Source organism: Nonomuraea sp. NPDC049725 (genome assembly GCF_040674795.1).
Taxonomy (GTDB): domain Bacteria; phylum Actinomycetota; class Actinomycetes; order Streptosporangiales; family Streptosporangiaceae; genus Nonomuraea; species Nonomuraea ceibae.
In genome coordinates this window covers 205,562-231,699 of the sequence record NZ_JBFANJ010000011.1, presented here as the reverse complement: position 1 = coordinate 231,699, position 26,138 = coordinate 205,562, and the positions used below count along the sequence as shown (strand labels likewise).

Here is a 26,138-nt window from a genome sequence, read left to right as displayed (position 1 = left end):
GTACAGACGGGCACGGCACGGAAGCCTAATCGGCATGGGTCTCGGCCTCCGGCGGGCCCGTCAGAGCGCGCTCGGCTTCGTCGCGCCGGGTGTGCGGGTCCCAGGAGAGCGTCCTCGGGGTCAGGTTTCCAGGGAGGCCAGCAGGCGACGGGTCAGGTCGTGCAGCCGGGCCGCGGCGTGGGGGTCGAAGGCGGGGCCGTCCAGGCTGATGGGGTCGAAGCGCGCGAACGCGGTCACCGGCGCCGCCGGCGGGGCATCGACGCGGGCGACGATCGGCTGGATGCCGTCGCCGACCGGCCGGCCGTGCCTTTTGAGCGCGGCGACCTGGGCGGCGAGGGGCGGGTCGTACTCACCGGCGAAGCTGGAGGCCACCGGGCCGGGGTTGATCAGCACGTACCGGGTGCCGCCGGTCGCGTGGCGGGCGGCGTAGGCGACCGCGAGCAGGTCGTTGGCCCGTCCCGCCTGCATCTGGGCGGCCATCCCGTCGTAGCCGCGTTCGAGCATGAGGTCGTCCCAGTGGATGCGGCCGATCGGGACGCCGGGCCCGGAGACGTTGACGATGACGCGCGGGGCGGCGGCTCGCGCGGTCAGGCCGTGGCTGAGGATGAACCGGCTCAGGTACTCCAGGGCGAAGACGCCCTCGATGCCCTCGGCGGTGACGAACCGGGTCGACCGGAAGTATCGGGCGCACAGCACCAGCGCGTCCACGGCGGGGTGGCGGGCGTTGATCTCTTCGAGGACTCGCCTGTTCTCGCTGACCAGGCTCAGGTCCGCGGCGATGACGTGGGCTCCGGGGAGTGCGGCCGCCTTGGCGGCGTCGCGGCCGATGACCACGACGGTGTCGCCTCGTTCCAGGTAGGCGGCGGCCAGGGCGCGGCCCATGCCGTCGGTGCCGCCGCTGATCACGATGGTTTTCGGGGTGCTGGTCATGAGGACGCCTTCGCTGGGGTGACGGGTTCCGGGTGGGCGGTGGGGGCGGGATCGTGGCCGGGCAGCAGCAGGGTCGCGGCGAGCACGGCCGCGATGAGCGCGCTGACGAGCCAGAAGAGGCTGTGGAAGCCGGTGATCACGTCGCCGGAGGTCTGCAGGACGAGGGTGACCAGGGCGATGCCGAGTGCGGCGCCGAGCTGGTTGAGCATGTAGAGGACCGAGCTGCCCTGCGCGACGAGGGGTCCGGGCAGGGTCCGGTACAGCGAGCCCATCGTCGGCGCGCTGAAGCAGCCCATGCCCAGGCCGATGGTCAGCGCCGCCAGCACCGGCCACGCCTGGCCGGTGCCGGCGTCGATCCTGGTGAAGGCCAGCGCGCTGAGCCCGGCCACGAGCGCGCCGGCGGCGGCCAGGCTCCGGGCGCCGATCCGGTCGGACAGCCGTCCCGCGAGCGGCATGGCGATCGCTCCCCCCAGACCGGCCGGCGCCATCAGCAGCCCGGCGGCGAGCACACCGTGGCCGTGCGCCTGCTGGTGGTACAGCGGGAGCGCGAACAGGGTGGCGAAGTTGGCCAGCCCGCCGAGTCCCATGATGGTGACGCCGGCGGTGAATCCCCGGCTGGTGAACAGGCGTACGTCGATCAGCGGTGGCGTGCGGCGGGAGCGGAGCGCGCGCAGCACGTAGCAGGTGATGAGGACGATGCCCGCGGCCAGCGGCAGCAGCGCCTGCCAGACGGTGAACGCCGCGTGCTCGGCCGTCTGCGACAGCGCCAGGACGAGCGCGGCGAACCCCGGCGCGAGCAGGGCCAGCCCCAGGGCGTCGAGCCGGACCGCCGGGCGCCGCCCGGCCGGCGGGTCGGCGGGCAGCACGCGGGCGGCCAGCAGGTACGCGATCAGGCCGAGGGGCACGCTGAGCAGGAACATCCACCGCCACGACAGGCCGCCCAGCACGGCGCCGCCCGCGATCGGCCCGAGGACCGGGCCGAGTGACAGCACCACGCCCATCAGGCCCATGACGCGCCCGGCGCGCGCCGGCCCGGCCGCGCGGGCCAGCAGGATCAGCACGAGCGGGTCGAGGATCCCGGCACCGACGCCCTGGAGGGTGCGGAAGGCGATCAGGCTGCCGGCGTTCCAGGCGAGCCCGGCGGCCAGCGATCCGGCGACGAACACCGCCAGGCCCGTGAGCCACAGCCGCCGTCCGCCATAGCGGTCGACCGCCCAGGTGGTGAAGGGGATGGTGGCGGTGACGGCGAGCAGGAAGCCGGTGGAGGCCCAGCCGACCGTGGCGAGCGAGGCGTCCAGGGCGCTCGCCAGCGTGTTGGTGGCGACCGCGGCCATCGTGCTGTTGAGGATGCCCAGCAGGCCGCCGAGCAGGACGACACCGATCAGCGCCAGAAGGGGCCGGTCCAGGCGGCGGCCGGGAGCAGAAATTGAACTCACGGGTTCAAAGTAGTTATCCGACTGGTCCATCGCAACTCTTACGTTCATACGGTTGAACCCATGAGTACAATCGAGGCATGGTCACCACGCGCGGACGCATCGACAAACGGCAGGCCATCCTCGACGGCGCCTTCACCGTGTTCGCCCGTCAGGGCTACGCCCAGGCCTGCGTGCAGGAGATCGCCGACGAGGCCGGGGTGGCCAAACCCACGGTCTACAACCACCTCACGGACAAGGCGACCCTCTTCCGGCACGCGATCCAGGCCGCGGCCGAGAGCGTGCTGGACCAGCGGCTGGCCGCGCTGCAACCCCTCGCCGAGCCCGGTCCCGACCTTCGCGCCACCCTTGAGGAGGTCGGCCACCACCTGGTGCGCCTGCACGCCGACGACCGCTCCTGCGCACTGCGGCGGCTGCTGTACGCGGAGCTCACCCACTTCCCCGACATCCTCGACCTCGCCGTCGAGAGCGGCCCGCACCGCCTCAGCCAGGCCCTCGCCGACCGGCTGGCGCGGCTCATCCTCGCCGGCCGACTCCGCGCCACCGACCCCGACCAGGCCGCCGAGCACTTCCTGGCCCTGCTCATCGGGCCGCTGGAGGCGCGCTCCCACATGGGCACCCGGCAGATCGCCGACACGGCCCTGCGGGAGCTCGCCCGCGCCGCCACCGACACCTTCCTCCGCGCCTTCGGCTGACAGATGTCATACGGTGCCGATGATCTACGTCTCTACTCCGGCCGCGGCCCCCGCGGAAGGATGTGAGCCATGACGAACACGAAGAACTCCCCCAACTGGATCCTCGGTCTCTCCTGCGGCCTGGCCATCGGCATGGGGTTCGCCGCGGCCCTGACCGACCTCCTCCTGGGCATCTCGCTGTCCCTCTGCTTCGGCGTGGCCCTGTCGTACGCGCTCGGATCCCCACGGGTTCGCCGTCATGCTGAGCGCCTTCCCGATCACCCCTAGGACCGGTGACTACCGCGCCACCCACGCGTGCAGCGGCACGTGGTCCGACCAGCCTTTCCTGGCGTAGTCGACGAAGCACCCGCGCATGCGGCCGTCGCCGGCGAACACGTAGTCGATCTTCCGCTTGCGGGTGACGTAGGTCCACCGCTTACGCGGGTCGCACTCGTCGCGGCCCCTGTAGGCGGTGGCGGCATCGCGCGGCACCAGGTTGAGGTCGCCGCCGACGACGCCCCGGCCGAGCTCGAACAGCTCACGGAGCTGCTTGTGCCGGTAGGGCGCGCCCTTCTGATTGTCGTCGTAGTGCGCGCCGGACGAGAAGTGCGCGGTGCACCACGCCCGGTCGGCCGTACAGACCGCGTACCTCCGGGCACTCCACGGCGGCGAGCTCAGCGCGTGCACGCCGAAGCGGGCGTTCCGCTCGGCCACGGCCAGGGTGACGCTCTGCGTCCCGCGCGGCCTGCCGTTCCGATCCGGGTGGCACTGGTACGGGGAGCCGTCGGGGCGGGCCAGCCCGGCCGACTTGACGCTCCACGCCCTGCCGGTACGCGCCTCCAGCTCCCGCTTCAGGTCGCCGTCCGCGCCGGTGCAGAACTCCTGGAGGAAGATCACGTCCGCCTTGGTCGCCAGCACGGCGACGTGCCAGGCCAGCTCGGCGGTGGTGCGGCGGAAGAGGGGGCAGTTGCTGTTCGTGCCCGCGCAGAGGTTCCAGGTCATCACGTGGAGCGACGGGGCTTGGGCGGGCACGTTGAGGGGTAACAGCCCGGCGATCAGCAGGTGCCGGATCATGCCGGGACCTGCGGGAGAGGGCCGAGGTCGCGGATGATCCCGGCCAGGGCGCGGACGTGCTCGCTCTCGGCCTCGCTGCGCCACACCAGCGCGTACGGCAGCGGCTCCAGATCGGTGACCGGCAGGTACGTGATGTCCGGTCGCGCCCAGTAGCGGGTGACGTGGGCGGGGAAGAGCACGACGAGCCCGTCCATGCTGGCGAGGGTCATGGCCTCCTCCGCGTCGCGCACCACGGGGCCGCGCTCGATCTGGCGGCCCCGCCGGGTCAGGCGCGGGGCGTAGGCGTCGTACCAGTAGCCGGGGCCGTTGTCGGCGTTCGGGTGCTGGAAGTCGGAGACCATCTCCAGGGAGACCGACGCGCGCGGGGCGAGCTGGTGGTCGACGGCGACGGCCAGCACGCGTTGCTCGGCGAACAGGACCGGCCCCACGGTGAGGTCGGGTTCGTCGACGGGGAGCCAGGTCACCAGGACGTCGATGTCTCCCCGTCGCAGCGCGGGAAAGGCTTCGCCCAGCTGGGTCTTGTGGATGCGCAGCTGCCATCGCGGGTGGCGGAGGCGGAAGACGTCCCAGTACGGGCGCAGGTCGTAGGCGTTGAGGGGAAGCATGCCGACGCGCAGCGTGCCGGTGATGCCCTGGCCGGCGAGCTGGGCGCGCTCCACGCTCTCCTTCAGCCCGGCGTGGAGCGGCCGGAGGTCGTCGCGGAGCTGCCGCCCGACCTGCGTCAGCCGGACCGTGCGGTTGGTGCGCTCGAACAGCGGGACGCCGACCTGCCGTTCCTGCTTCTGGATCGCCTGGGTCACGCGAGCGGGCGACAGGCACAGCCGGGCGGCGGTGCGGCCGAAATGCAGTTCTTCGGCCAGGGTCAGGAAGATCTCGATATCACGCAGCTCCACGCCTGACCTGCTCCGTTCACTCCCACTGAAGGTGATCTTCCGATGTTCGACGTTGTTCCGGGTGTTCACCGTACTTGATCCTCGATTCGTACGAAATCGCCCGGTCGAGGGGGCACGTGGGTGGACGTCCTTCGCTGGACCTGCGCCTGGGCGGCACGGCGGTGCCGTACGAGGCCGTGGCGATCCGCGCGACCGGCCTGAAGAGCCTCCGGGACGACCTGGCCGGCCTGCCGTACGCACCCTCGCCGGGAGGGCTCGACCGCACGACGGTGGCCCGCCCGGGCCTCGGGCGGCTCAAGGACTACGTGTCACGCGACGAATCGAAAGGTCAGGGATGACAGAGCAACACGATGCCGCCCGGCTCGCGGAAGACGATCCGTCAAGGGACGCTGAGGTGGTCATCGTGGGCGCCGGGCCGACCGGTCTCATGCTGGCCGCCGAGCTGCGCCTGGCCGGGGTGCGGCCGCTGGTGCTGGAGCGGCAGCCGCGGCGCCGCGACACCCCCAAGGCCGGTGGCCTCGGCGGGCAGATCCTCGAGCTGCTGCGCTACCGGGGCCTGCTGGGACGCTTCGAAGCCGCATGCACCGGCCCCGTCCCGGCTCCCCGGTTCCCGTTCGGCGGCGTGCACCTGGACTTCACCGAGCTCGCCGATCCCCCGATGCGCGCGCTGCCGCTCCCGCAACAGCACCTCGAGCGCCTGCTCGGCGAGGTGGCCGGCGAGCTTGACGTCGACCTGCGCCGCGGGCACGAGGTGACCGGGATGAGCCAGCACGAGGCCGCCGTCACCGTGGACGTCCGCGGCCCGGACGGGCCGTACCAGGTCAGGGCCCGGTACGTGGTGGGCTGCGACGGCGCGCGCAGCCGGGTCCGCGCCTGGGCCGGCATCGGCTTCCCCGGCACCACGTACCCGGAGGTCAACCGGCTGGCCCAGGTCACCCTGCCCGGCACGGTCACCGTGCGCGGCGACGGCGGCCTCGACGTCCCCGGCTTCGGCGCCATCCACCCGGGGTTCACCCGGACGGACCACGGGCTCTTCGGCATCGGGGCCTCGCCTGGCTCCCAGGCCGTCTCGCTCTACACCGTCGAGGACGAGAGCGTCGAGTACGACGACGACACCCCGATGACCGTCACCGAGCTCCAGGACAGCCTCCGCCGCGTGCTCGGCGTGGACCTGCCCGTGGCCGAGGCGGTCCGGCTGTCGCGGTTCACGTTCAAGGCGCGGCAGGCCGACCGCTACCGCGAGGGGCGGATCCTGCTGGCCGGGGACGCGGCGCACCTGTTCCCGGCCACCGGCGTGGCGCTCAACGCCGGCATGCTGGACGCGGTCAACCTCGCCTGGAAGCTGGCCGCCGACCTGCACGGCTGGGCCCCGGCCGGCCTGCTGGACACGTACCACGGCGAACGTCACCTCGCCGGCGCCCGCACCATGCTGCACACCCGGGCCCAGGTGGCGTTGCGGCGCGGGCACGACCCGGCCGCCGAAGCGCTGCGGGAGGTCGTACGGGAACTGCTCGCCGACGAGCAGCCGCTGCGCCGCATGGGCGCCCTCGTCGCCGGCTCCGACATCCGCTACCCGATGCCCGGCGCCGCCCGCCACCCGCTGACCGGCGCCTTCGTCCCCGACCTCACCCTGCACACCGAGCGGGGCATGACGAGCGTGGCGGAGCTCATGCGCCCCGCCCGGCCCGTCCTCCTCGACCTCGCCGGCCGCCGGGACCTGCGCGAAACCGCCGGGGACTGGCAGCCGCGCGTCGGCGTCCACACCGCCAAGACCGGTGACCGGCCGGCCGACGCCCTGCTCATCCGCCCGGACGGCCACATCGCCTGGGCCGCCACCGTCGACGAACCCGCGGACAGCGCGACGCCCTCTCTGCGTGAGGCGTTGTCCGCCTGGTTCGGGACATCCTGAGACCTGAGGAGAGACATGACCAGCAGATTCACCGAGCTGACCATCGACTGCCACGATCCGGAGAGACTCGCGGCCTTCTGGTGCGAGGTCCTGGACTTCACGGTGATCGACCGGAGGGAGGGCAAGGTCGAGATCGGCTCCTGGGAGCCGACGGTCGAGGAGGTGCTGGCCCGCCAGATGCCGCCCACGCTGCAGTTCATCCAGGTGCCCGAGGGCAGGACCGTGAAGAACCGGCTTCACCTCGACGTGAGCCCGATCGACCGCAGCACCGGCGACGAGGTGGCCAGGCTGCTCGGCCTCGGCGCCGTCACGAGGGACGTGGGCCAGGGCTGGGTGGTCATGGCCGACCCCGAGGGCAACGAGTTCTGCGTCCTGCGGACTCTGGCGGCGCCCGGCCCCGGGTCTTCGGCGTAGAGGCGACCGCTCCCCCGGTCACGTCGATATCGCGTCAGGTCTGCCGGGTGGGGTAGACGACGACCTGCGAGAGGTTGACGTGCGCGGGACGCGAGGCGGTGAAGGCGACCACCTCGGCGACGTCGTGCGGGTCGAGCCAGGCGAACGCCTCGCGCGCCTGGGCGACCCAGGCGTTGACGCCCTCGTCGGTGACGTGCCCCTGGAGTTCGGTGGCGGTCATGGCGGGCTCGACCACGCTGACCCGTACGCCCTGGGGGCCGAGTTCGGTGCGCATGGTCCTCGACAGGTGGCTGACGGCGGCCTTGGTGGCGTTGTACACGGCCATGTAGGGGAAGACGACGTGCGAGGTCATCGAGGACATGGTGATCAGGTCGGCCGGGCGTCCGGCTCCCGCGGCGTCGAGGAGGCCGGGGAGGAAGGCGTCGACGACGTTGAGGACGCCGCTGACGTTGACGTCGACCTCGCGCCGCCAGTCCGCGGTGTTGCGGGCCTGGATGGCCGAGGGCAGCATCACGCCGGCGTTGCTCACGACGAGGTCGGTGGTGCCGTACGTGGCGCCGATCCGTCCGGCGGCGGCGGCGAGCGTGGCGGGATCGGTGATGTCCGCGGCGACGGCCAGCGCCTCTCCCCCGGCGGACTTGATCTCCTGGGCGAGCGCGTCGAGCCGGTCGAGGCGGCGGGCCAGGAGCGCCACCTTGGCCCCTCGGGCGGCCAGGAGGCGGGCGGTGGCGGCGCCGATGCCGCTGGAGGCTCCGGTGACGACGGCGATGCGGTGGTCGAGAGACATAGGTTGTGCTCCATGGTCGGTTGTTCGGTGGTTCCGACTCTGACGCACGGCTAATTCCGGAAAAACGCCCAATGCCGCAATAATCGGTCAGTCAGTGTGAACAGTCGCGGTGGAGGCGTGGATGGCCCTGGAGCGCAGCGAGATCGAGACGTTCCTGACCCTCGCCCAGGAACTCCACTTCGGCCGCACCGCCGACCGCCTGCTCGTCTCGCGCGCCCACGTCACCCAGACCATCCAGAAGCTGGAGCGCCGCATCGGCGTCCCGCTCTTCGAGCGGTCCACCCGGCAGGTACGGCTGACGCCCATCGGCGCGCAACTGCTTGACGGGCTCGGGCCCGCGTACGCCCAGATCCAGTCCACGGTCGCGACGGTCATCGAGGCTGCACGCGGCATCACCGGCTCGCTGACCGTCGGGTTCCTCACCGCGGCCACGGGGCAGATCGCGCTCGCGGCGGCCGAACGGTTCCGCGAGCGCCACCCCGACTGCGCGGTCCACGTCAGGGAGGTCCAGATCGGCACCGCCCTCGACCCGCTGCTCGACGGGCAGGTCGACGTGATGCTGATCTGCTTCCCCATCGAGGAGGAGGGGCTGACGCAGGGGCCGGTGCTGTTCACCGAGCCGATGGTGCTCGCCGTGCCGGCACGCCATCCGTTCGCCCGCCGTACGGCCGTCTCGGTCGAGGACCTGGCACGGGACAAGGTCATCCAGGTCCCGCCGTCGATCCCCGCCTACCTGCGCGCCGCCCGCCACCTGCACACCACGCCCTCGGGCAAGGCCATACCGGAAGGCCCGACGGCCGGCACCTTCCAGGAGGTCCTGACCCTGGTCAGCGCGGGCAAGGGGGTCTTTCCCTGCGGCGCGGCGGGGGTCCGCTACTACGCGCGGCCCGACGTGGCGTACGTCCCGGTCCACGACGGCCCGGCCCTGGAGTGGGGGCCCGCCTGGCGCACGAACGCGGCCACCTCCCGGGTCAAGGCCTTCGTGACGACCGCCCTCGACCTCGCCGACCCCGTAACCAGCCCCCGCTGACCGGGGACAGGCGCCGTGTCGGCCGGGGATCGGCGCCTCCCGGAAATCAAAGATCCTTGCGCATGAGAACGCACGTGGTCTCATGGCGATGGACCGAGCCGTCCGGCGCTTCCTCGTCCCAGGCCTCCGGCTTGCGGCCATAGGCGACATAGCCCAGGCGTTCGTACAGAGCGCGAGCTCGAGGGTTGTCCTCCTCGACGGCCAGTTCCGCCCTGCACAGCCTCCGTTCACCGATGCGCTGTTCGGCGGCCTGGATCAGCAACGTTCCCAGGCCACGGGACTGCAGCGCCGGGAGGACGGCGAGCTGCCACAGGGTGCCGGCCCCCTCGCGGAGCCGGTAGTCGACACCGCCGATGGCCACCGGCAGGTCCACTGGGGTGCATACCGCCAGGTAGTCCACCTCTCCCTTCGCGGCGCGCGCCAACTCCCGCTCCACGAGGCGCAGGTGGCCGGCCGACCCCGACCATGCGCACGCCGGCAGATCGCGGGGAATCAGGTCGCGCACGGTGACGGGGATGGCCACGGTGGCTTTGACGGGGCGATGGGCTTCGATCACCGGGATGAGGATGCCAAGCGACGCAGCGGCATGGCAACGCGTTTGCGGGTGGACGCCCGCGGACCATTACGCGGCGCGTACGGTTCGCGCTCAGGCCTGACTGGCTGGTCCCGTGCGCTGGCGGCGTGTGGACTGGACGGTCGGAGCGGTCGTCGTGGCCGGGGGTGGTTTGAGGTAGCCGGTGGCCACGGAGGCCGCGATGCCGACCAGCGCGATGGCCAGGCCGGTGATCACCGGGGCGGAGGCGCTGCTGCTGAGCGCGATGCCGCCGGCGATCGGGCCCAGGGCGACGCCGATGTTGATCGCGGAGGCGGGCAGCGACTGCGCCAGCTCGCCGCCCGGGCCGGCCAGGCTCACCACGCGGAGCTGGAGCGAGGGCACCATGACGAAGGCGAACAGGCCCCAGAGCAGCATCGTCAGCGCCACCAGGATCGGGTCGCCGCCGACGAGGTGGAGCATCAGCAGGGCGGCCGCCATGCCGGTGGTGCCGACGACCAGGGTGCGGGCGGCGTTCCTGTCGGCGAACCAGCCGCCGGAGAAGGAACCCACGGCCGTGGCCAGGCCGTAGACGAACAGGTACACGCTGACCATCGCGGCGGGGACGCCCGTGACGTCCCGCAGGAACGGCACGATGTAGGTCAGCGCCGCGTACAGCGAGGTGAACACCACCAGGTTCAGTCCCAGCACGGCGAGCACCCGGGGGGCGAGGGCGTACCTGGCCTGGCCGGCGGAGCCGCTGCGGCTGCCGGGCACGGCGGGAACCAGCGCCAGGGTGGCGATCAGCACGATCACGCTGAGCACGATGATCGCGGTGAACGAGCCGCGCCAGCCGAGCGTCTGGCCGATCGCCGTGCCCAGCGGCAGCCCCAGGGCGGCCGAGACGGCGACGCCCGAGATGATCACGGAGATCGCCCGGCCCGCGCGCTCCGGCGGGGCGATCGAGGTGCCGACCCCGAACGCGACGGCGACGAACAGCCCCTGCGCCGCGCCGTCGACACCGCGCGCGACGACGAAGAGGGCATAGTCGGTGATCAGCACCGGGGCCAGGTTGGCCAGGGCGAACAGGACGAGCGCGCCGGCGAGCACGGCCCGCCTGTCCAGCCGGATCGTCAGCGCGGTCAGGATCGGGCCGCCGATCGCCAGGCCCAGCGCGTAGGACGTCACCAGGGCGCCGGCGGCGGGAATGGAGACGCCGAGGTCGGCGGCGATCGGTTCGAGCAGGCCGACCACGAGCAGTTCGGCACAGCCCAGGGCGAACACGCCGAAGAACAGCGTGGCCAGTACGAGATTCGTTCCGCCCCGGCTCGGCGTCGCTTGCGGGGTACTCATGTGCGCCTTTCTCGGTGGAGGATCCGCGCAGGACGGGACCCGCGCGGCGGTCATGGGATGGCCGTGGTCACCGTGGGCCGTGCGCCCCGCCGATGGCGGCCGGATCGTACTCGTCGTGGCGGTGCAGCCAGCTCATGGCCGGGCCGTCGGCGCGGCCGGGCGGCTGCTCCCAGTCCTCCTGACGGCCGAGCGCGGTGAGGTCGAGCCAGTTGTACGTGCCGTTGAGCAGGTCGATGCCGCGCCCGAAGCACGAATAGGTGTGGAAGATGTCCCCGTCGCGGCGCAGGAAGGCGCTCACGCCCATCTCCTCGCCCGTGTACCCCTCCCAGCCCGGGTTCGCCCGCACGAGCTGGTCGTAGTCCTGGTAGTTCCATTCGACGGGCGTGATCGAGGCGTCGAAGCTGACGTGGAAGTCGTAGTTGAAGTCGCTGCCGAACGACGAGTACCACGGGAGCGTCCAGCCCATTCGGCGCTTGTAGCGCTGGAGCTTGTCCAGCGGCGCTCGCGAGACGGCCGCCAGCGTCGTGCCGCGGGCGTGCAGGTGGGTGAGGCGGCCCACGTTGTCGATCCAGAACGAGCAGGCCGGGCAGGCCTCGTCGGCGTCGGGAGCGAACATGAGGTGGTAGATCAGCAGCTGGCTCCGGCCTTCGAACAGGTCGAGCAGGCTCACCTTCCCGTCCGGTCCGTCGAACGTGTACGGCTTGTCCACCCGGACCATCGGCAACCGGCGCCGCTCGGCGTTGATCCGGTCACGGGCCCGGGTGAGCTCCTTCTCCTTGGCCAGGAGCTCCTTGCGGGCGGCGAGCCACTCCTCGCGCGAAACCACCTCGGGCAGATTGTCCAGCGACATCTGAGCCTCCTCAGACTGCTCTCGTTTTGCAACTTGCTACGCGGCCCAACCTAGGCCACACTGATACGAACATGCAACCAGTTCGAAGGTGGGTGCGGTGCGGAAAGACACGCGGTCGAGGTGTCCGATCAACCTGTCGCTGGAGATTTTCGGCGACCGGTGGACCTTGCTGGTCCTGCGCGACGTGATCTACACCGGCGCCCGGCACTTCCGTGAACTGCTCAACGGCCCGGAGCGGATCTCCTCCAACATCCTCGCCGACCGGCTCGCCGTGCTCGTCGAGCACGGGCTGCTCACCAAGGCCGAGGACCCGTCGCACAAGCAGAAGGTCGTCTACAGCCTGACCGAGCCGGCGATCCAGCTGGTGCCCGTCTTCGCCCAGCTCGGCGCCTGGGGAACCCGGCACCTCCCGGTCGCCGACGAGTACGCGGCCCGCGGGCAGGTCCTCGCCGCCGGCGGCGAGTCGGCCCTGGAGGCGTTCATGGACGAACTCCGCGAAACCCACCTCGGACCCGAGGCGCGCCGCAAGCCCGCACCGGACGGCCCCACCATCACAGCGCGCATGCAGGACGCCTACGCAGCCGCACTCGACCACACACCCGGCACCTGACCGAACCGCCCCCGGCGCCCATCCCGCGAATCCCCGGCACGGACCGTTGCCCCTGGCTATTCTCGCTGCGGTGGCCACCGACCCTCCGCCGTCGCAGTCCGCCGATCGCCTGCGAGCCGACATGGTCGCCGAGCTCAAGCAAGGCGCCTGGATCCGCTCCCCCGAGGTCGAAGCGGCCTTCGCCACAGTGCCGCGTGAGCGGTTCGCTCCGGAGGCGCCGCTCGGCGTGATCTACTCGGCCCACGACGTCGTCGTCACCAAGCGCGATCACAACGGCAGAGCCACGAGCTCGATCAGCGCGCCCTGGTTGCAGGCCGACATGCTCGAAGCGGCACAGCTCCGCCCGGGCGCGCGTGTCCTGGAGATCGGCTCCGGCGGCTACAACGCGGCCCTGATCGCCGAGATCGTCGGACCCGACGGGCTGGTCGTCACCATCGACATCGACCCCTTCGTCACCGAGCGCGCCGGCCGCTTCCTGGCCCGCACCGGCCATGACCGGGTGCGGGTCGTCCTGGGCGACGCCGAACATGCCGCCGAGCGGCACGCTCCCAGCGGCGGCTTCGACGCGATCATCGTCACTGTCGGCGTCTGGGATGTCCCGTGGACGCATCTGCTCGCCCCGGGCGGCCGGATGATCGTCCCGCTGCGCTTCTCCACCATCAGCCGCTCGTTCACCTTCGTCCGCGAGGGAGATCACTTCCTCGGGCTCAACCCGAAGGTCTGCGGTTTCGTCCCCTGCCAGGGCGCCGGCAAGCTGCCCGACCAGGAACCCGTCCTGGCCGGCGGCGCCGTCAGACTGACCCTGGAAAGCGGCCCCGCACTCGACGCCGCCGAGCTCGACCAGGCTCTGGACGGCGACCGCACCGAGCTGTGGACCGGCGTCAGCGTCGCCGCTGGGCAGCCCTTCGATTCGATGCACCTGTGGATCGCCACCAGCGACGAGCGGTTCGGCATGTTCTGGCAGGACCCCGACCGCGACTGCGGCCTCATCCAACCGGCCATGCGCTGGTACTGCCCCGCGCTGATCACCCACGACAGCTTCGCCTACCTCACCCTCCGCGAGCCGTCCAGCGACAGGACCGGCACGTCACGCTGGGAGTTCGGCGCCTGCGGATACGGCCGCGACGGCGCCGGGCTCACCCGGCAACTGCACGATCACGTACGGACGTGGGACCGCTGCCGGCGAGACCACCCGAGCCCTGTTTTCACCCTCCACCCTGCGAGCGCCGTCCTGCCCGCTCCCGCTGTCGGCCGCATCTTCCGCAAGCGCCACACGCAGCTGGTCATGGCCTGGACCTGACCCCGGGCCGCCGGATCCTCCGGCGGTCCGGCTGTGCCTGTGATCCGTAGTTGGCGGCTGTGAACGACAGGTGGCGGACGCTGATGTCGGCGCACAGGCAGACGTACATAGGCAGTACGGGCAAACGCGCAGGGTGATGCGCGTGGTCGGCGATACCCGGAAGATCAATTGGTATGGCCTGTCGGACCGGTCGGCGGCCGTGGGGGTGGTGTGATCGGGGAACGCTCGCCGTGGCGGGCATGCCGTCATCAGGGCTGTGTTCGTCTGGTGTCCCAGAGGGTCTGGTAGTGCTGCACGCTGGATGGTTCGCCGGGCAGCGGGCCGGTGTTGTGGGCCTTCAAGCCGTCCAGGGCGATGGCCAGCAGCCGGGAGCGGATCTCTTCCTCGGCTCGTCCGGGCGGAGCTGGGGTGCTGCGGCTGAACTGGCCGATGAGCAGGGAGATGTCCATGGTGGTTACGTCGGTTCGGAGTACTCCGGCGCGGTGGGCACGGGCGGTGAGTTCGTCGGCCAAGTGCTGGGCTCGCTGGTTGGCCTGCTGCATCTCGGGCGTGACGTCGATGGCGCCGGCCAGCGGGGCCAGGATGCCGAAGCCGAAGGCCACGCATTGCTGGATGTAGTGGGCCAGTCCCTGCCAGGGGTCCTCGTGAGCCAGGCCGCCCTGGGCAGCGGCCGCGACGCGTTCCATCGAGTCGACGCACAACCGTTGGAGGAGTTCTTCCTTGGTGCGGTAGCGGCGGTAGAGGCTGCCCATGCCCACGCCCGCATGCTCGGCGACGGCTGATACAGGCGCGTCGAAGCCCTGAGTGGTGAACACGTGGCGGGCGGCCTCGATCAGCGCCTGGTCGTTGCGGGCCGCCAAGGCCTGCGGGCCTCGCTTGCGGCGAGTCACGGGGTCGGACATGGATCCAGGATACCGATTGCGGAGCGTTCCGCTCCGAGCTACATTACTCGGAGCAAAACGCTCCGAGTAAGAGGCGGTTACCTGACCATGTCTGCTTCCCGAGTTGTTCTCGTCACCGGTGCCACCGGCAACCAGGGCGGAGCCACCGCCCGCCAACTGCTGGCCCGCGGCTGGACCGTCCGCGCGCTCGTCCGTGATCCGCGCAAGCCCGCAGCGCAAGCGCTGCGGGAGCAGGGCGCGGAGCTGGTTCAGGGCGAGTTCGACAACCCCGACTCCTTGCGCGAGGCGATGAGCGGCGTACACGGCGTGTTCAGCGTCCAGGCGCTGGCCTACGAGCCCGAGACCTTGGCCGCCGAGGTACGCCAAGGCAAGACCGTGGCCGACATCGCCCACAGCAGCGGCGTCGCCCACCTGGTCTACAGTTCCGTGGGCGGCGCCGAACGCGAGACCGGCATCGATCACTTCGAAAGCAAGGCCGAGATCGAGCGGCACATCCTGGCCCTCGGCGTGCCCGCCACCATCCTGCGGCCGGTGTTCTTCATGAACAATCTCCTGCACTACGCCAACGCCGACGGCGAGCGACTCCTGGCACTGCCGGCCAAGCCGGACAAGCCGATGCAGCTCATCGCCACCGACGACATCGGGATCTTCGCCGCCGATGCCTTCGACAACCCCGGGCAGTTCATCGGCCGGCAGGTCGAACTGGCCGGCGACGAGCTCACCTTCCCCGAAGTCGCGGAGACCTATGAGCGTGTCACCGGCACTCCGACCAGGTTCGAGGCGCTGCCGATAGATGAGCGCATGTTCGAATGGTTCGCCGAAGAGGGCTACCGGGCCGACATCTCGGACCTGCGCCGACGGCATCCGGAACTGCTGACGTTTGAGCAGTTCCTCATCCGGCGGCTGGGTCCGACCCGATCCTGACCGTTCGCATGCCGCCGCCCCGGTCCACGCCCTCAGGGCGCGGCGACGCTCCAGCCAATCGCTGCGCCAGACTCTGCACATCTGCACGTGCTTGCCTCTGCATAATCACCTATACGCCGCCAGTTGATCTCGGCTCGGAATCATCGACAGCGTAGGGGCCGCCGATTTCTGCACGACATGCTGTGCTTTGTCAGTGACTCTGCGCGACTCGGGGTTGGTGCGGTCGGATCGCTGTGGGCTGGCTGAGTTGTTTCTGGCCTTCGGGGTCGGCGAGGCGGAGCGTGGCCGTCTGGCGTTGCGGCCCGACTGGGCCCGGCGGTGGACGGGTGCTTGGCGGACGTCGGGTGTCGAGGTGGTGTGCGCGATCCGGGATCTGGGAGCGGTTCCGGTGGCGCGGTGTGAGCCGACAGGATCGCTCGTTCTCCGTCACCGCTTGAACCAGTACGCCGCCGATCTCGGGGCACGATGCGACAGCGGCGCGGGACCGCTCTCACCGACCTGAGTTGCCCCAGCACGATCGGCCAGCGCTACCAGAGTCGATCAAGGTGACGTTGCAACAACCAACGCCCGCCACCTGTAGTTCACAGCCGCCAACTACGGATCACAGGCACACCGGCCAGGAGAGGTCATAAGCTTCGGCCGCCGCCTCGACGAGGAGCGAATCCCCGCAGGGTAGGGGCGGTTTGCTGGGCGTAGGCCGATCGTGCGAGAATTCCCGCACAATCATTGTGCGACTATTTTCGAACGATAGGAGACGACCATGCCTCCACGGACCTACGAGCACCCGGCGACCGACGAGATCGCGATCCCGCGCGTGCTCTTCGCCCTGAGCGAGCCGCTGCGGCTGAACATGGTGCGGATGCTCGCGGAGCGGGGCGAGGTCGACAGCATCGACCTCGGCCCGGACCTGCCACGTTCGACGCTGACCCATCACACGAGCCTGCTGCGCGAGTCCGGGGTCGTGTTCGTACGCGCCGAGGGCCGTAAGTGCATGATCCGGCTCCGGGACGAGGATCTCGAAGCCCGGTTCCCCGGCCTGCTCGGCACCGTGCTCGCCGGCTACGAGGACGATGACGCATGATCCGCCGTGTCTGGCCGCTCGTCGCCGCCGCGGTCGCGCTCGGGATCGACGCCTACGTCCTGGCCGGGGTGCTTCCGTCCATCGCCGGCTCGCTGGGGGCCACGGTGGCGATGATCGGCCTGGGTGTCACCGCGTTCACCGCCGCCTACGCCGTCGCCGGGCCGCTGCTGTCGGGGCGCCTGACCCGGGGCAGCACGGCGCGGGCCATGCTGATCGCGCTCGGGGTGTTCAACCTGGGCAACCTCGTCACGACGGTCGCTCCGGGGATCGAGGTGTTCCTGGCCTCGCGCGTCGTCGCGGGTGCGGGCGCCGGCATCCTCACCGCGGTGGCGACGGCGACGGCCGCCGCGATGGTCGCCGGCCATGAGCGGGGCCGCGCCATGGCCATGGTGACCTTCGGGCTGTCCACGGGCACCGTGGCGGGCGTGCCCGTCGGGATGCTCATCGGCCAGGGCGCCGGCTGGCGCTGGACCATGGCCCTGGTGGTGCTCATCGGCGTGGTCAGCATGGCGGCCATCGCCTTGCGCGCCAGGACGCTCCCGCGGCTCGACGCGGCGTCCGGCGAGCCCGCGTTCAAGGTCCTGCGCGCGGGACGGACCAGCGCCGGCGTCGTGGCCGCCTTCCTGCTCGGCGTCGCGAGCCTGGGGCTCTACACGTACCTGCTGCCGATGGCGGAGGACCGCGGCCTGGGCGCGTGGGGCTTCGCCCTGGTGTGGGCGTGGGGCATCGGCGGCGTCACCGGGTCCGCGCTGATCGGCAGGCCGCTCGACCGTTACGGCCCCAAGCCGCTGCTGGTCGCGATGCCGGCCCTGCTGGCGCTGAGCTTCGCCGTGGCTTGGCTCTCGGCCTCGCCCGGGGCGTGGCTGGCCGCCGCGGCGGTCTGGGGCGCGGCCGGCTGGGCCAGTGTGCCGACGCTCCAGCAGGCGCTCACGGCCGACCGGCCCGCGCAGGCGATGCCGATCATCGCTTTCCAGATGGCGGCGATGTACCTGGGTTCCGCGGCCGGCGCGGCGCTCGGCGGCGGGCTTCTCACCGCCGGCACCGGCCCGGCCGACCTCGCGGCCTGGGCCCTCGTCCCCGCCGTGCTCGCGCTTGCGCTCACCGGGTGGATCGCGGTCAGGACGGCCGGGCGCAGGAGCCCGGGACCGGTGACGGCACCGGCGTGCGAGACCGCCCGGTGACGCCGCTCGGCCGGCTCCGGAAGACAGGTGCCGGGCGCTATCCGCGCGCTCCTGGCCGAGGGCGGCTACCAGGCCGCCACGTTCGAGGCCATCTGCAAGGAGGCCGGGCTCAGCAGCAAGCGGCTGATCACGTACCACTTCTCCAGCAAGGACGAGCTGTTCGCGGCCGTCGCCGATCACGTCGTCGCCGACTCCGAGGCCTACATGAGGGCCGCCCTTGACGGCGTGACCGGCGCCCGCGAACAGCTCGCCACCGTCATCCGGGCGAACGTGGCGTACATCGCGAGCCACTCGCCGCAGATGCGGGCGCTCCAGCAGATCCTCCTCAACGGCGGCGCAGGCGCCTGGGAGCATCACCACGTCGCATCGCAGAACCGGCTGGCCGGCCTGTTCGCCGAAGGGCAGCGCAGCGGCGCCTTCCGCCCGTTCGATCCGCAGGTCATGGCGGCGGCGCTGCGAGCCTCGATCGACAGCACGGCTCCGCTCCTCGCCGCCGGGCTCGCCCCCGATCCGTGCGCCGATGAACTCGTCGAACTCTTCGACCGCGGCACGACCGCATGACGCCACAGGTCATTGCCGCTCCTCGTGTTTCGTAGGACGTGCGCACCGCCGTGGAGGCCGCGGCGCCGCAACCGTTCGGCGGCTTCCCCGGGCGGCCGGAGTGGGTCGGCGAGCTCATCTGCTGGCTCGCCGGCGCGGACAACCGCTTCGTCACCGGCCAGGTCATCTTCGCCGACGGCGGCGCGGAGTCGGCGCTGATCGGAGATCTCCACTGGCGCTGACGCCCGGCTCTTGACGATCACTTCCACCTCTTCCTAGTCTCATGAAATGATTATGATTATCACTACAAAATGAAGAGGTGCGCGTGCCCGACGAGTACGAGCGATCAGCGGAGTTCATCGACGTGATGATGGCTCCGCACTGGGCGGTCCTGGGGCCGCCGCTGGAGGAGGCGCTGCGCGGGGTCACCGATCCGGTCGTGGACGTGGGCGCCGGTGGCGGGCACGGCACCGGGGTGATCGCCAAGGCGTGCGACGGTGAGATCGTGGCCGTCGAGCCGTCGCCGGGGCTGCGGTCCGTCCTGCTGGCCCGGGTGTACGAGGCCGCCGAGCTGCGTGATCGGGTGACCGTGCTGCCGGAGGGGCTGCTCGACGCCGACCTGCCGCACCGGCTCGGCGCCGTCGTCGCCATGAACGTCCTCGGCCACTTCGACCCGGCCGGCCGGCAGCGGATCTGGGCGCTGCTCGCCGAGCGTCTCGTCCCCGGCGGCCTGGCGGTGCTCAACCTGCAGCCGCCTGCCGCACCGGTGGCGGTGCCGCCGGCCCGGACCGCCGACGTACGCCTGGGACGGCGCCGCTACGAGGGCTGGGCCCGCGCCGAGCCCGCCGGCCCGGACCGCGTCACCTGGCACATGACCTACCGAACCCACCACGACGGCCGCCTGGTCGACGAGGTGACCGCGACTTACGCCTGGTGGGTCCTCGACGAGCGGCGGCTCAGGGCGGAGCTCGCCCGGCACGGCCTCAGGCCCGCCCGCACCGGCCCGGCCGAACTCGGCATGTACCTCATCAGCAGAGGAGACGCGTGATGTACGAAGTGATCGTGGTCGGCGGCGGCCCGGCGGGGCTCAGCGCGGCGCTGGTGCTGGGCCGCCAGCGCCGCCGCGTCCTGGTGGTGGACGCCGGCCAGCCCCGCAACGCCCCCGCCGCGGAGATGCACATGTACCTCGGCAGGGACGGCGGCTCCCCGGCGCGCCTGCTGGCCGACGGGCGGGCCGAGCTCGCGGCGTACCCGACGGTCGAGTTCCGGCAGGGACGCGTCACCTCGGCGGAGGGCGAGCCGGGCCGCTTCACGGTGACCCTGACGGGCGGCGAAACGGACGGGGGAACGGGCGGCGAAACGAGCGGGGGAACGGGCGGGGAACGCGTCGAGGCGTCCCGCCTGATGCTGACGAGCGGGCTGACCGACCAGCCCGCCGACGTTCCAGGGCTGGCCGAGAGGTGGGGCAGGAGCGTCTTCCACTGCCCCTTCTGCCACGGCTACGAGACGAACGGCAAGGTGCTCGCCGTCATCGGCAACGGCCCCGACGCGATGCTCGCGGCCTACGTCGCCGACCGCTACAGCGACGACGTGGTCCTGTGCACGAACGGTCCCGCCGCCATGCCGGAGCCCGTCGCCGCGGTCCTCAAGGCCCGGGGCGTCCCGGTGAAGGAGACGCCGCTCACGGGCGTCGACGGCGATCTGGACGCGCTGATCCTGCGTTTCGCCGACGGGACGACGCTGGCGCGCGAGGCCGTCTACCATCGCGCCCCCACCCGCCCGAACACCGGGCTGGCCGTGCAGCTCGGCTGCGAGCTGCTGCCGGACGGCTGTGTCGAGGTGGACGAGTACGGCCGGACCAGCGTCGCCGGTGTGTACGCGGCGGGGGACGCGGCTCATCTGAAGGCGGTGCCGGATCCGGTGACGCTGGTGGGGCCGAGCGCCGCCGACGGCGTGCGGGCGGCCGTGTGGCTGGAGCAGGAGCTGTTCCGTGCCGGGCTGCCGGTGGCGCTGGGCTGAGCGGCGGGGGCGGATCCCCGCCCCCGCCCCGGTTCAGAGCTTCGCGGCGACGAACAGGTGCTGTGCCGGGGCGGCCAGCGGCGAGGCGGCCCCGGGCAGTTCCAGGATCGGGCGCAGCCCCGCCTCGGCCAGTTCGGCGGGCAGCTCGCCGCCGGTGAGGAAGACGCGCCCCGTACCGCCTCGCCGGTCTCCCACGCCGAGGTCCGGCTCCCCTTCGCGCGGGGACATGAGGAACTGCATCGTGGCGAGCACCAGGTAGTGCTCGCGGATCGCCTCGGTCACCACCAGCAGGCCGCCGGGCGCCAGCAGCTCCGCCATCCAGCGCAGCGACCGTCCCGCGTTCCGCGCGCAGTGCAGGACGTTGGCGGCGATCACCACGTCGGCGCCGGCGCGCCGCGCCCCCTGGGCGACGAGGTCGGCGTTGACGTCCAGCAGCGCGTAGCGGAGCCGGTCGCCGAACCGGTCCTCGGCCGCCGTGGTGAAGAACCTCGACACGTCGGAGAACAGGTAGTCCGCCTCCGCGTCCGCGAGCCCGTCCAGCGCGGCGGCGGTGCTTCCGCCCGCTCCGCCTCCGAGCTCCACGACTCGCAGCGGCCTCGCGCGGGTGGCGGCGGCGCGGGCGAGGACGTGTCCCAGGGCGGCGTTCAGATAGGTGTTGCTGACGTTGTGCTGGTCCTTGCTGAGCGAGGTGAGCAGGTCGCCGTCGGGGAAGAGCAGCGCCTGGGCCGGGATCTCGTCCCGCAGCAGTTCGGGCAGGTGAGCCAGGGCGGTGCGGAAGAAGACCGCCATCTCGTCCGGGTACCCGAGCGCGGCGCAGGCGCGTTCGAGGTCGCCGCCGTCGTCCCGGGTCGGGTCCGGCCCGGCCGTGGCCGCGTACCGGCCGCCGGGGTCGCGGCGCAGGAGCCCTTCCGCGGTGAGGACCTCCAGCCAGCGTCCGACGATCCACGCATGCCGTGGCGCCGTGCCGAGCGCTGCGACGGCTTCCCCGGCCGTCCGTGACGTCCCCTGGGGCAGGACGCCGCTCATCAGCGTGAGCAGTGCCCGCAGGGCGATCTCGTCGAAGGTCCGGACCGCGGCCGGGAGGTGGGCGAGCGCGGCGTCGGGCACCGGCTGCGCGGCCCGATCGGCGGGCAGGCGCGCTCCCGTTCTGCCGGTCCGCGCGAGCGCGAGGCGTCCGGCGCGGTCGGCCTGCGCGGCGTCCTCGGCCAGGCTGACGGCGTCCCGGCCGGCGCCGTCGGGGACCCGCGCGGCGAGTTCCGCGGGGATCGGCAGCCCGGCGCGGCGGAGCTCTCGCTTGGCCACCTCGACGAGCCTCGCGCGGGCGAACGCGCCCAGCGGCTCGTGCGGCCTGCCTGCCCCGGCCAGCGCGTCGACAGGCAGGGCGGCAGCCTCCGAAGGCACCGCGACCTGCAAGAACGCCGGGTCGGCGGGATCGAGGAGCACGGCGCTGTCCGTGCCCTCCAGCACCGCGCGCAGGCTCGCGCCCGACTCCGCTCCCGGAACGGGCCGGAGCAGGCGGTTGGGGATGCCCGTCACCCGGACGGGACCGTCCCCGGCCGCCAGCGCGGCCAGCGCGGCCGCCGGATCAGGCCCCAGCTCGTCCCAGGCGCGCACGAGGGCTGCCGGGCCGGCCGGCGCGTCCACGTGCAGCACGGCGTCGAACCGGTACCGGGTCAGCTCGGTGTCGAACGTCAGGGTCTTGGCGTGGAGGCTGACGGTGACGCTCCGGTTCGAACGGGCGGCGGCAGCGGCCAGCGTCACCGGGTCGAACAGCAGCTCGGTGTCGGCCGCGGCGCGCTGCTCCGCCGCGTCCGCCGTCGGTTCCAGGCGGCGGCAGTGCTCTCCCAGCAGCCCGGAGTGGCGTACGTCGCCGACGATCACGGTCCCTCCGGGGGCCACGGCGTCGATCGCGTCGCGCAGCACGGCGGCCAGGTACTGCACGCTCGGGAAGCACTGGGTGACGGAGTTGAGCAGCACGCAGTCGGGCCGGTCGCCGAGGCCGGCCAGGGAGACGCGGACCGCCTCGCCGTTGATCTCGTGCGCGGCGGCCCGTACGACCTTGACGCCGGGCAGCCCGAGCCCGCCGAGGCGGGCCACGACCGGCTCGGCGAGGTCGGTCCCCACGTACCCCTTGAGGTGGGGGTGGAGGCGGTGCAGCAGCATCCCGGTGCCGCAGCCGAGCTCCAGCACCCGGGACGGCCGGTGCCTGAGCACGAGCTCGGCGGTGCGGTCGGCCCATTCCGCCATGTGGTCGGCGGGCAGTGGCTCGCCGGTGTCCGTGGCGCGCCAGCCGGACAGGTCGAGGTCCGGCCGGCCGGTGTCCCGGCCGGAGCGGTAGGTCCAGTCGTAGACCTCGCCCCAGTGTTCGAGGTGCTCGGCCACCAGGTCGCCCAGGACGGGCGGGTGTCCGGGCTCGTGCCGTACGGTCAGCGCCGCGGGGTCGGCGGTGACCACGAGGCCGCCGTCGCGGGTGTGGTCGACGCGGGCGATCCACGGGTGGGCGAGCAGGAGTTCATCGGGCGTCAACGGGTGGCCTCCGGTCGTCGTGGTGGGACAGGCAGTGGGGGCAGGACAGTGGCGGGAAGGGCGGTGGCGGGGAAGGGCAGTCGTGCAGCCGGCCCGCTTCGATCCGCAGCACGCGGTCGGCGCAGGCGGCCACGAGAGGGTCGTGGGTGGCGGTCAGGACCGCGAGGCCGGTGTCGCGGCGCAGCGTGTCGATCAGGTCGAGGACGAGGTCGGCGGTCCGGTCGTCGAGGGCGGCGGTGATCTCGTCGGCCAGCAGGACGGCCGGGCCCCCGGCCAGCGCCCTGGCGAGCGCGGCTCGCTGGCGTTGCCCGCCGGACAGCGCGGCGGGACGGCGGCGCGCCAGTTCCCGAGGCAGGCCGACGGCGGCCAGCAGCCGGAGTGCTTCCGTACGGGACTCCTGCCGGGAGAGTCCGCGCAGGGTCCGCAGGGGACGCAGCAGTGCCGCTCCGGCCGTGCGCGCCGGGTTGAGCGCGGCCACGGGGTTCTGGCCGACGAGAGCGAGCGCGCGCAGGGCGGCCGGGTCCCGGTCCGCCACCGCCCAGGGAAGCGGTGCGCCGAGCACGGTGGCGTGGCCGTGCTCGACGGGGTGCAGCCCGGCCAGGGCGCGCAGCAGCGTGCTCTTGCCGCTGCCGGACGCGCCGAGCACCGCCACGGACTCCCCCGCCGCCACGGTGAGGCGGGCGTCCGAGAGCAGCGGCGGGCCGCCGGGCGGCTGCGCGAGGGTCAGCCCGCGCACCCGCAGCGTCACCGGTGCCTGCCCGGCCACGCGCACGCGGCCGCGCCCAGCGGGACGAGCCGGGGCCCTTTCCGCGCCGAGCCGGACGACGTGGTCGGCCAGCCCGGTCACCACGCCCGCGTCGTGCGAGACGACGAGCGTCACGGACCGGCCGTCGCCGCGGCGTCGGCGTACCAGGTCCAGCGCGAGGCCGAGCGCCGTGGGGTCCAGCGCGCTGGTGGGCTCGTCGAGGACGAGCAGCTCGGGGTCGGCGGCCAGAGCGCGGGCGAGCGCCACGCGTTGTGCCTGGCCGCCCGAGAGCTGGTGGGGGCGGCGGTGACCGATGGCGGCCGGGTCCAGGCCGACCCCGGCGAGCGCCCGTTCCGCTCCGCTCACCCGCGCGGCTCCGGGCAGGGCCTCGCCCACCGAGGCTCGCGCGTCCCTCAAGGGGTGCAGCGCCGAGGCCGGGTCCTGGCCGAGGAAGCCGGCGGTCCGCCGCCGCCAGCGTCGCGGCGCCCGTACGGGGGTCCCGTGCCACTCGATCACGCCGGCCGTACGCGTCAGCCCGTCGGGGAGCGCCCCCAGCACGGCGCGCAGCACGGTCGTCTTGCCGGACCCGGAGGGGCCGGTCAAGGCCAGCACCTCCCCGGGGAGGACGCGCAGGTCCAGCCCGGACACGACGGGCGTTCCCGGCCCGCCGACGACGGTCAGGCCGCGGACGGTCAGCCCCCGGCCGCTCACGGGGCGCCGTCCCGGCTGGTCAGGGCGTGGGAGAGGGCCGCGAAGCTGCCCGTCAGGATCGCCAGGGCCAGCGCGGGCACGATCGTCGCCGCGGGGTTGAGTCCGAGGCCCGGCAGGTTCTCGCGGAGCATGGCGGCCCAGTCCGGCGCGGGCGGCGCCGGCCCGAAGCCGAGCACGTTGAGCGCGACGGCGAGCTGCACGGACAGCACGAACCGCTGGGCCAGGTCGGCGCCGACGATCCCGGCGTGCGCCGGGAGGACTTCGCGCATCAGCACGGACGCTCCCCGTTCGCCGCGTGCCAGCGCCGCCTCGACGTATCCCGCGTGTCTGGCCCCCGCGGTGGCGTCGGCGACCACCCGCAGGGTCAGCGGCGTGCCGCCGAGGACGGTGCCGGCGATCACCGCGGCCGGTCCTGGCAGGACGACCACCGCGAGCAGCGCGAGCAGCAGGAGCGGCAGCGCCAGCAGCAGGTCCGCTGTCGCGGCGACGGCTCGTGAGAGCCGGCCGCGGTTCCATCCCGCCCACAGGCCGCCCGCCACCCCCAGGGCCGAGGCGGTCAGGGCGGCGGCCAGCGCGGTCAGGGTCAGGTCCTGCCCACCGGACAGGACCCGGGACAGCACGTCGCGGCCCAGCCCGTCGGCGCCCAGCGGCAGCCCGGGAGCGGGGACCGCCCACGGCGTGGCCCCGACGGCCGCCGGGTCGTGCCCGGCCAGGGCCCGGCCGCCGAGCGCCACCAGGACGGCGGCGCCCGCCGACGCGGCGAGGGCGCCAGCGGTGCGGCGCCTCACGAACGGGCCGCCTCAGGCGCGGCCGCGTCGGCGACGAGCAGCCCGGCGACCACGACGGCCGCGGCGAGCAGGGCGACGTTCTGGACGACGGGCACGTCCCGCGTCGAGATGGCGGTCACCAGCAGCTCGCCCAGCCCGGCCAGGCCGAACAGGATCTCCACCACCGCCGTCCCCGCCACGAGCCCGCCGAGGAGCACCGCGAACAGTCGGGTGGCGGGCGCGGCGACCATCGGCAGCACGTACCGGAACAGGACCGTGACGGGTGACAGGCCGCGGAGCTCCGCGTCGCGCACGTACGGCTGGGCGACCACGTCGGCGATCGCCCCGCGCAGGAGGGCGGCGCCGTACGCGGCGGTCGGCAGCGCCAGCGTGAGGACGGGGAGCACGAGCAGGTCAGGCCGGTGCCACGGCGGCTCGCCGGCCGGCAGCATCGACACCGGGGGGAACGCCCGCCAGGCCGTCGACAGCCAGGCGACGAGCGCGGCCGCCACCACGGCCTGGGGCAGCGCCGCACCGGTGACGATCAGCGTGTTCACGGCCGGCCGCGCCCATCGGGGCCCTCGGACGGCGGCCCAGGCCAGTGCCGTCGTGAGCGGGATGCCGAGCGCCAGCGCCGCCACGGCCAGGGCCAGGGTCACCGCGGCCCGCTCGGCGACGAGCTCGGCGACCGGCCGGCCGGTGATGAGCGAGACCCCGGGCTCGCCGGTCAGCACTCCCGACAGCCAGTCCAGGTAGCGGACGGGCAAGGGGCGATCGAGCCCCTGTTCGGCACGCAGCCGGGCGAGCTCCTCGGCGGTGGCGCGGCCGCCGCCGAGGACGTCGGCCGCGTCGCCGGGCAGCGCCGCCGTGCACAGGAAGATCACCACGGAGGCGGCGGCCAGCAGCAGCGCCGCTCTGACCGGCACGCCGGCCGGCCGTGGGAGCTGGAACAC

At 72.8% G+C, this 26,138-nt stretch carries 28 protein-coding genes; 15 read left to right on the top strand and 13 right to left on the bottom strand.

Translation table 11 applies throughout. The features are described from left to right. Nucleotides 1-120: 120 nt before the first annotated feature. On the bottom strand, nucleotides 121-930 hold the full coding sequence (locus tag AB0J53_RS28295) for an SDR family NAD(P)-dependent oxidoreductase (RefSeq protein WP_364177834.1): 810 nt from the start codon (nucleotides 928-930) through the stop codon (nucleotides 121-123). Then, nucleotides 927-2,366, bottom strand: coding sequence for a DHA2 family efflux MFS transporter permease subunit (locus tag AB0J53_RS28290; protein ID WP_364177831.1), 1,440 nt, complete (start codon nucleotides 2,364-2,366; stop codon nucleotides 927-929). Before AB0J53_RS28290 ends, AB0J53_RS28295 begins: the two co-directional genes overlap by 4 nt. A 77-nt stretch (nucleotides 2,367-2,443) precedes the next feature. Here AB0J53_RS28290 and AB0J53_RS28285 point away from each other — a divergent pair, with 77 nt between their 5' ends. Continuing rightward, nucleotides 2,444-3,058, top strand: coding sequence for a TetR/AcrR family transcriptional regulator (locus AB0J53_RS28285; RefSeq protein ID WP_364177828.1), 615 nt, complete (start codon nucleotides 2,444-2,446; stop codon nucleotides 3,056-3,058). 69 nt (nucleotides 3,059-3,127) lie between these two features. Further along, nucleotides 3,128-3,325: a hypothetical protein gene (locus AB0J53_RS28280; protein WP_219509169.1), complete on the top strand. Its 198-nt coding sequence runs from the start codon at nucleotides 3,128-3,130 to the stop codon at nucleotides 3,323-3,325. A 9-nt stretch (nucleotides 3,326-3,334) separates the two neighbouring features. On the opposite strand, the gene AB0J53_RS28275 is transcribed toward AB0J53_RS28280, so the two are convergent. Beyond that, nucleotides 3,335-4,111, bottom strand: coding sequence for an endonuclease/exonuclease/phosphatase family protein (locus AB0J53_RS28275; protein WP_364177825.1), 777 nt, complete (start codon nucleotides 4,109-4,111; stop codon nucleotides 3,335-3,337). After that, nucleotides 4,108-5,004 (bottom strand): LysR family transcriptional regulator, encoded by an 897-nt coding sequence (locus AB0J53_RS28270; protein ID WP_364177822.1) that lies wholly within the window; start codon nucleotides 5,002-5,004, stop codon nucleotides 4,108-4,110. The genes AB0J53_RS28275 and AB0J53_RS28270 overlap by 4 nt, the downstream gene beginning before the upstream one ends. Nucleotides 5,005-5,120: 116 nt before the next feature. Here AB0J53_RS28270 and AB0J53_RS28265 point away from each other — a divergent pair, with 116 nt between their 5' ends. Genes AB0J53_RS28265 through AB0J53_RS28255 form a run of 3 tightly spaced genes read left to right on the top strand, consistent with a single transcriptional unit; the run spans nucleotide 5,121 to nucleotide 7,327 of the window. Continuing rightward, on the top strand, nucleotides 5,121-5,342 hold the full coding sequence (locus AB0J53_RS28265) for a hypothetical protein (RefSeq protein ID WP_364177819.1): 222 nt from the start codon (nucleotides 5,121-5,123) through the stop codon (nucleotides 5,340-5,342). A 56-nt stretch (nucleotides 5,343-5,398) separates the two neighbouring features. Then, nucleotides 5,399-6,913 carry an FAD-dependent monooxygenase gene (locus AB0J53_RS28260; RefSeq protein WP_364177816.1) on the top strand — a complete coding sequence of 505 codons (1,515 nt, stop codon included), beginning with the start codon at nucleotides 5,399-5,401 and terminating at the stop codon, nucleotides 6,911-6,913. A 15-nt stretch (nucleotides 6,914-6,928) separates the two neighbouring features. Beyond that, nucleotides 6,929-7,327, top strand: a complete 399-nt coding sequence (locus tag AB0J53_RS28255; protein ID WP_364177813.1) for a VOC family protein — start codon at nucleotides 6,929-6,931, stop codon at nucleotides 7,325-7,327. A 34-nt stretch (nucleotides 7,328-7,361) separates the two neighbouring features. Here AB0J53_RS28255 and AB0J53_RS28250 read toward each other — a convergent pair whose 3' ends face one another. Continuing rightward, complete coding sequence (locus tag AB0J53_RS28250; RefSeq protein WP_364177810.1) at nucleotides 7,362-8,114, bottom strand: SDR family oxidoreductase; 753 nt, start codon at nucleotides 8,112-8,114, stop codon at nucleotides 7,362-7,364. Between the two features lie 121 nt (nucleotides 8,115-8,235). Between AB0J53_RS28250 and AB0J53_RS28245 the strand changes: the two genes are divergently transcribed. Next, complete coding sequence (locus AB0J53_RS28245) at nucleotides 8,236-9,144, top strand: LysR family transcriptional regulator (protein WP_364177807.1); 909 nt, start codon at nucleotides 8,236-8,238, stop codon at nucleotides 9,142-9,144. A gap of 46 nt (nucleotides 9,145-9,190) precedes the next feature. Here AB0J53_RS28245 and AB0J53_RS28240 read toward each other — a convergent pair whose 3' ends face one another. The 3 genes from AB0J53_RS28240 to AB0J53_RS28230 form a co-directional block, all read right to left on the bottom strand. After that, the gene (locus tag AB0J53_RS28240) at nucleotides 9,191-9,700 is read right to left on the bottom strand and encodes a GNAT family N-acetyltransferase (protein ID WP_364177804.1); all 510 of its coding nucleotides are present in this window, start codon (nucleotides 9,698-9,700) and stop codon (nucleotides 9,191-9,193) included. Nucleotides 9,701-9,790: 90 nt separating this feature from the next. Continuing rightward, nucleotides 9,791-11,029 (bottom strand): MFS transporter, encoded by a 1,239-nt coding sequence (locus AB0J53_RS28235; protein ID WP_364177801.1) that lies wholly within the window; start codon nucleotides 11,027-11,029, stop codon nucleotides 9,791-9,793. A gap of 67 nt (nucleotides 11,030-11,096) precedes the next feature. After that, the gene (locus AB0J53_RS28230) at nucleotides 11,097-11,879 is read right to left on the bottom strand and encodes a DUF899 domain-containing protein (RefSeq protein ID WP_364177799.1); all 783 of its coding nucleotides are present in this window, start codon (nucleotides 11,877-11,879) and stop codon (nucleotides 11,097-11,099) included. A 97-nt stretch (nucleotides 11,880-11,976) separates the two neighbouring features. On the opposite strand from AB0J53_RS28230, the gene AB0J53_RS28225 reads away from it, so the two are divergent. Continuing rightward, nucleotides 11,977-12,489, top strand: a complete 513-nt coding sequence (locus AB0J53_RS28225) for a helix-turn-helix domain-containing protein (protein ID WP_364177797.1) — start codon at nucleotides 11,977-11,979, stop codon at nucleotides 12,487-12,489. 70 nt (nucleotides 12,490-12,559) lie between these two features. Next, complete coding sequence (fxlM, locus tag AB0J53_RS28220) at nucleotides 12,560-13,789, top strand: methyltransferase, FxLD system (protein WP_364177794.1); 1,230 nt, start codon at nucleotides 12,560-12,562, stop codon at nucleotides 13,787-13,789. Between the two features lie 248 nt (nucleotides 13,790-14,037). Here fxlM and AB0J53_RS28215 read toward each other — a convergent pair whose 3' ends face one another. Next, nucleotides 14,038-14,691 carry a helix-turn-helix domain-containing protein gene (locus AB0J53_RS28215; RefSeq protein ID WP_364177791.1) on the bottom strand — a complete coding sequence of 218 codons (654 nt, stop codon included), beginning with the start codon at nucleotides 14,689-14,691 and terminating at the stop codon, nucleotides 14,038-14,040. 87 nt (nucleotides 14,692-14,778) lie between these two features. On the opposite strand from AB0J53_RS28215, the gene AB0J53_RS28210 reads away from it, so the two are divergent. From AB0J53_RS28210 to AB0J53_RS28180, 7 genes are all read left to right on the top strand, one after another. Further along, entirely contained in the window at nucleotides 14,779-15,615 is an 837-nt protein-coding gene (locus tag AB0J53_RS28210; RefSeq protein WP_364177788.1) for an NmrA/HSCARG family protein, read from the top strand. Between the two features lie 760 nt (nucleotides 15,616-16,375). Next, nucleotides 16,376-16,696 (top strand): helix-turn-helix transcriptional regulator, encoded by a 321-nt coding sequence (locus AB0J53_RS28205; protein ID WP_364177785.1) that lies wholly within the window; start codon nucleotides 16,376-16,378, stop codon nucleotides 16,694-16,696. Continuing rightward, the gene (locus AB0J53_RS28200) at nucleotides 16,693-17,877 is read left to right on the top strand and encodes an MFS transporter (RefSeq protein ID WP_364177782.1); all 1,185 of its coding nucleotides are present in this window, start codon (nucleotides 16,693-16,695) and stop codon (nucleotides 17,875-17,877) included. Before AB0J53_RS28205 ends, AB0J53_RS28200 begins: the two co-directional genes overlap by 4 nt. 27 nt (nucleotides 17,878-17,904) lie before the next feature. Beyond that, nucleotides 17,905-18,438, top strand: coding sequence for a TetR/AcrR family transcriptional regulator (locus AB0J53_RS28195; RefSeq protein ID WP_364177779.1), 534 nt, complete (start codon nucleotides 17,905-17,907; stop codon nucleotides 18,436-18,438). Between the two features lie 38 nt (nucleotides 18,439-18,476). After that, on the top strand, nucleotides 18,477-18,659 hold the full coding sequence (locus tag AB0J53_RS28190; protein WP_364177776.1) for a hypothetical protein: 183 nt from the start codon (nucleotides 18,477-18,479) through the stop codon (nucleotides 18,657-18,659). Nucleotides 18,660-18,736: 77 nt separating this feature from the next. Next, complete coding sequence (locus tag AB0J53_RS28185) at nucleotides 18,737-19,465, top strand: methyltransferase domain-containing protein (RefSeq protein WP_364177774.1); 729 nt, start codon at nucleotides 18,737-18,739, stop codon at nucleotides 19,463-19,465. Next, nucleotides 19,465-20,436 (top strand): NAD(P)/FAD-dependent oxidoreductase, encoded by a 972-nt coding sequence (locus AB0J53_RS28180; protein ID WP_364177771.1) that lies wholly within the window; start codon nucleotides 19,465-19,467, stop codon nucleotides 20,434-20,436. The genes AB0J53_RS28185 and AB0J53_RS28180 overlap by 1 nt, the downstream gene beginning before the upstream one ends. A gap of 33 nt (nucleotides 20,437-20,469) precedes the next feature. Here AB0J53_RS28180 and AB0J53_RS28175 read toward each other — a convergent pair whose 3' ends face one another. Genes AB0J53_RS28175 through AB0J53_RS28160 form a run of 4 tightly spaced genes read right to left on the bottom strand, consistent with a single transcriptional unit; the run spans nucleotide 20,470 to nucleotide 26,138 of the window. Then, nucleotides 20,470-22,962 (bottom strand): class I SAM-dependent methyltransferase, encoded by a 2,493-nt coding sequence (locus AB0J53_RS28175; RefSeq protein ID WP_364177768.1) that lies wholly within the window; start codon nucleotides 22,960-22,962, stop codon nucleotides 20,470-20,472. Beyond that, nucleotides 22,949-24,418 carry an ATP-binding cassette domain-containing protein gene (locus AB0J53_RS28170; RefSeq protein ID WP_364177765.1) on the bottom strand — a complete coding sequence of 490 codons (1,470 nt, stop codon included), beginning with the start codon at nucleotides 24,416-24,418 and terminating at the stop codon, nucleotides 22,949-22,951. The genes AB0J53_RS28175 and AB0J53_RS28170 overlap by 14 nt, the downstream gene beginning before the upstream one ends. After that, on the bottom strand, nucleotides 24,415-25,206 hold the full coding sequence (locus AB0J53_RS28165) for an ABC transporter permease subunit (protein ID WP_364177762.1): 792 nt from the start codon (nucleotides 25,204-25,206) through the stop codon (nucleotides 24,415-24,417). The genes AB0J53_RS28170 and AB0J53_RS28165 overlap by 4 nt, the downstream gene beginning before the upstream one ends. Further along, nucleotides 25,203-26,138, bottom strand: a complete 936-nt coding sequence (locus AB0J53_RS28160) for an ABC transporter permease (protein ID WP_364177760.1) — start codon at nucleotides 26,136-26,138, stop codon at nucleotides 25,203-25,205. The genes AB0J53_RS28165 and AB0J53_RS28160 overlap by 4 nt, the downstream gene beginning before the upstream one ends.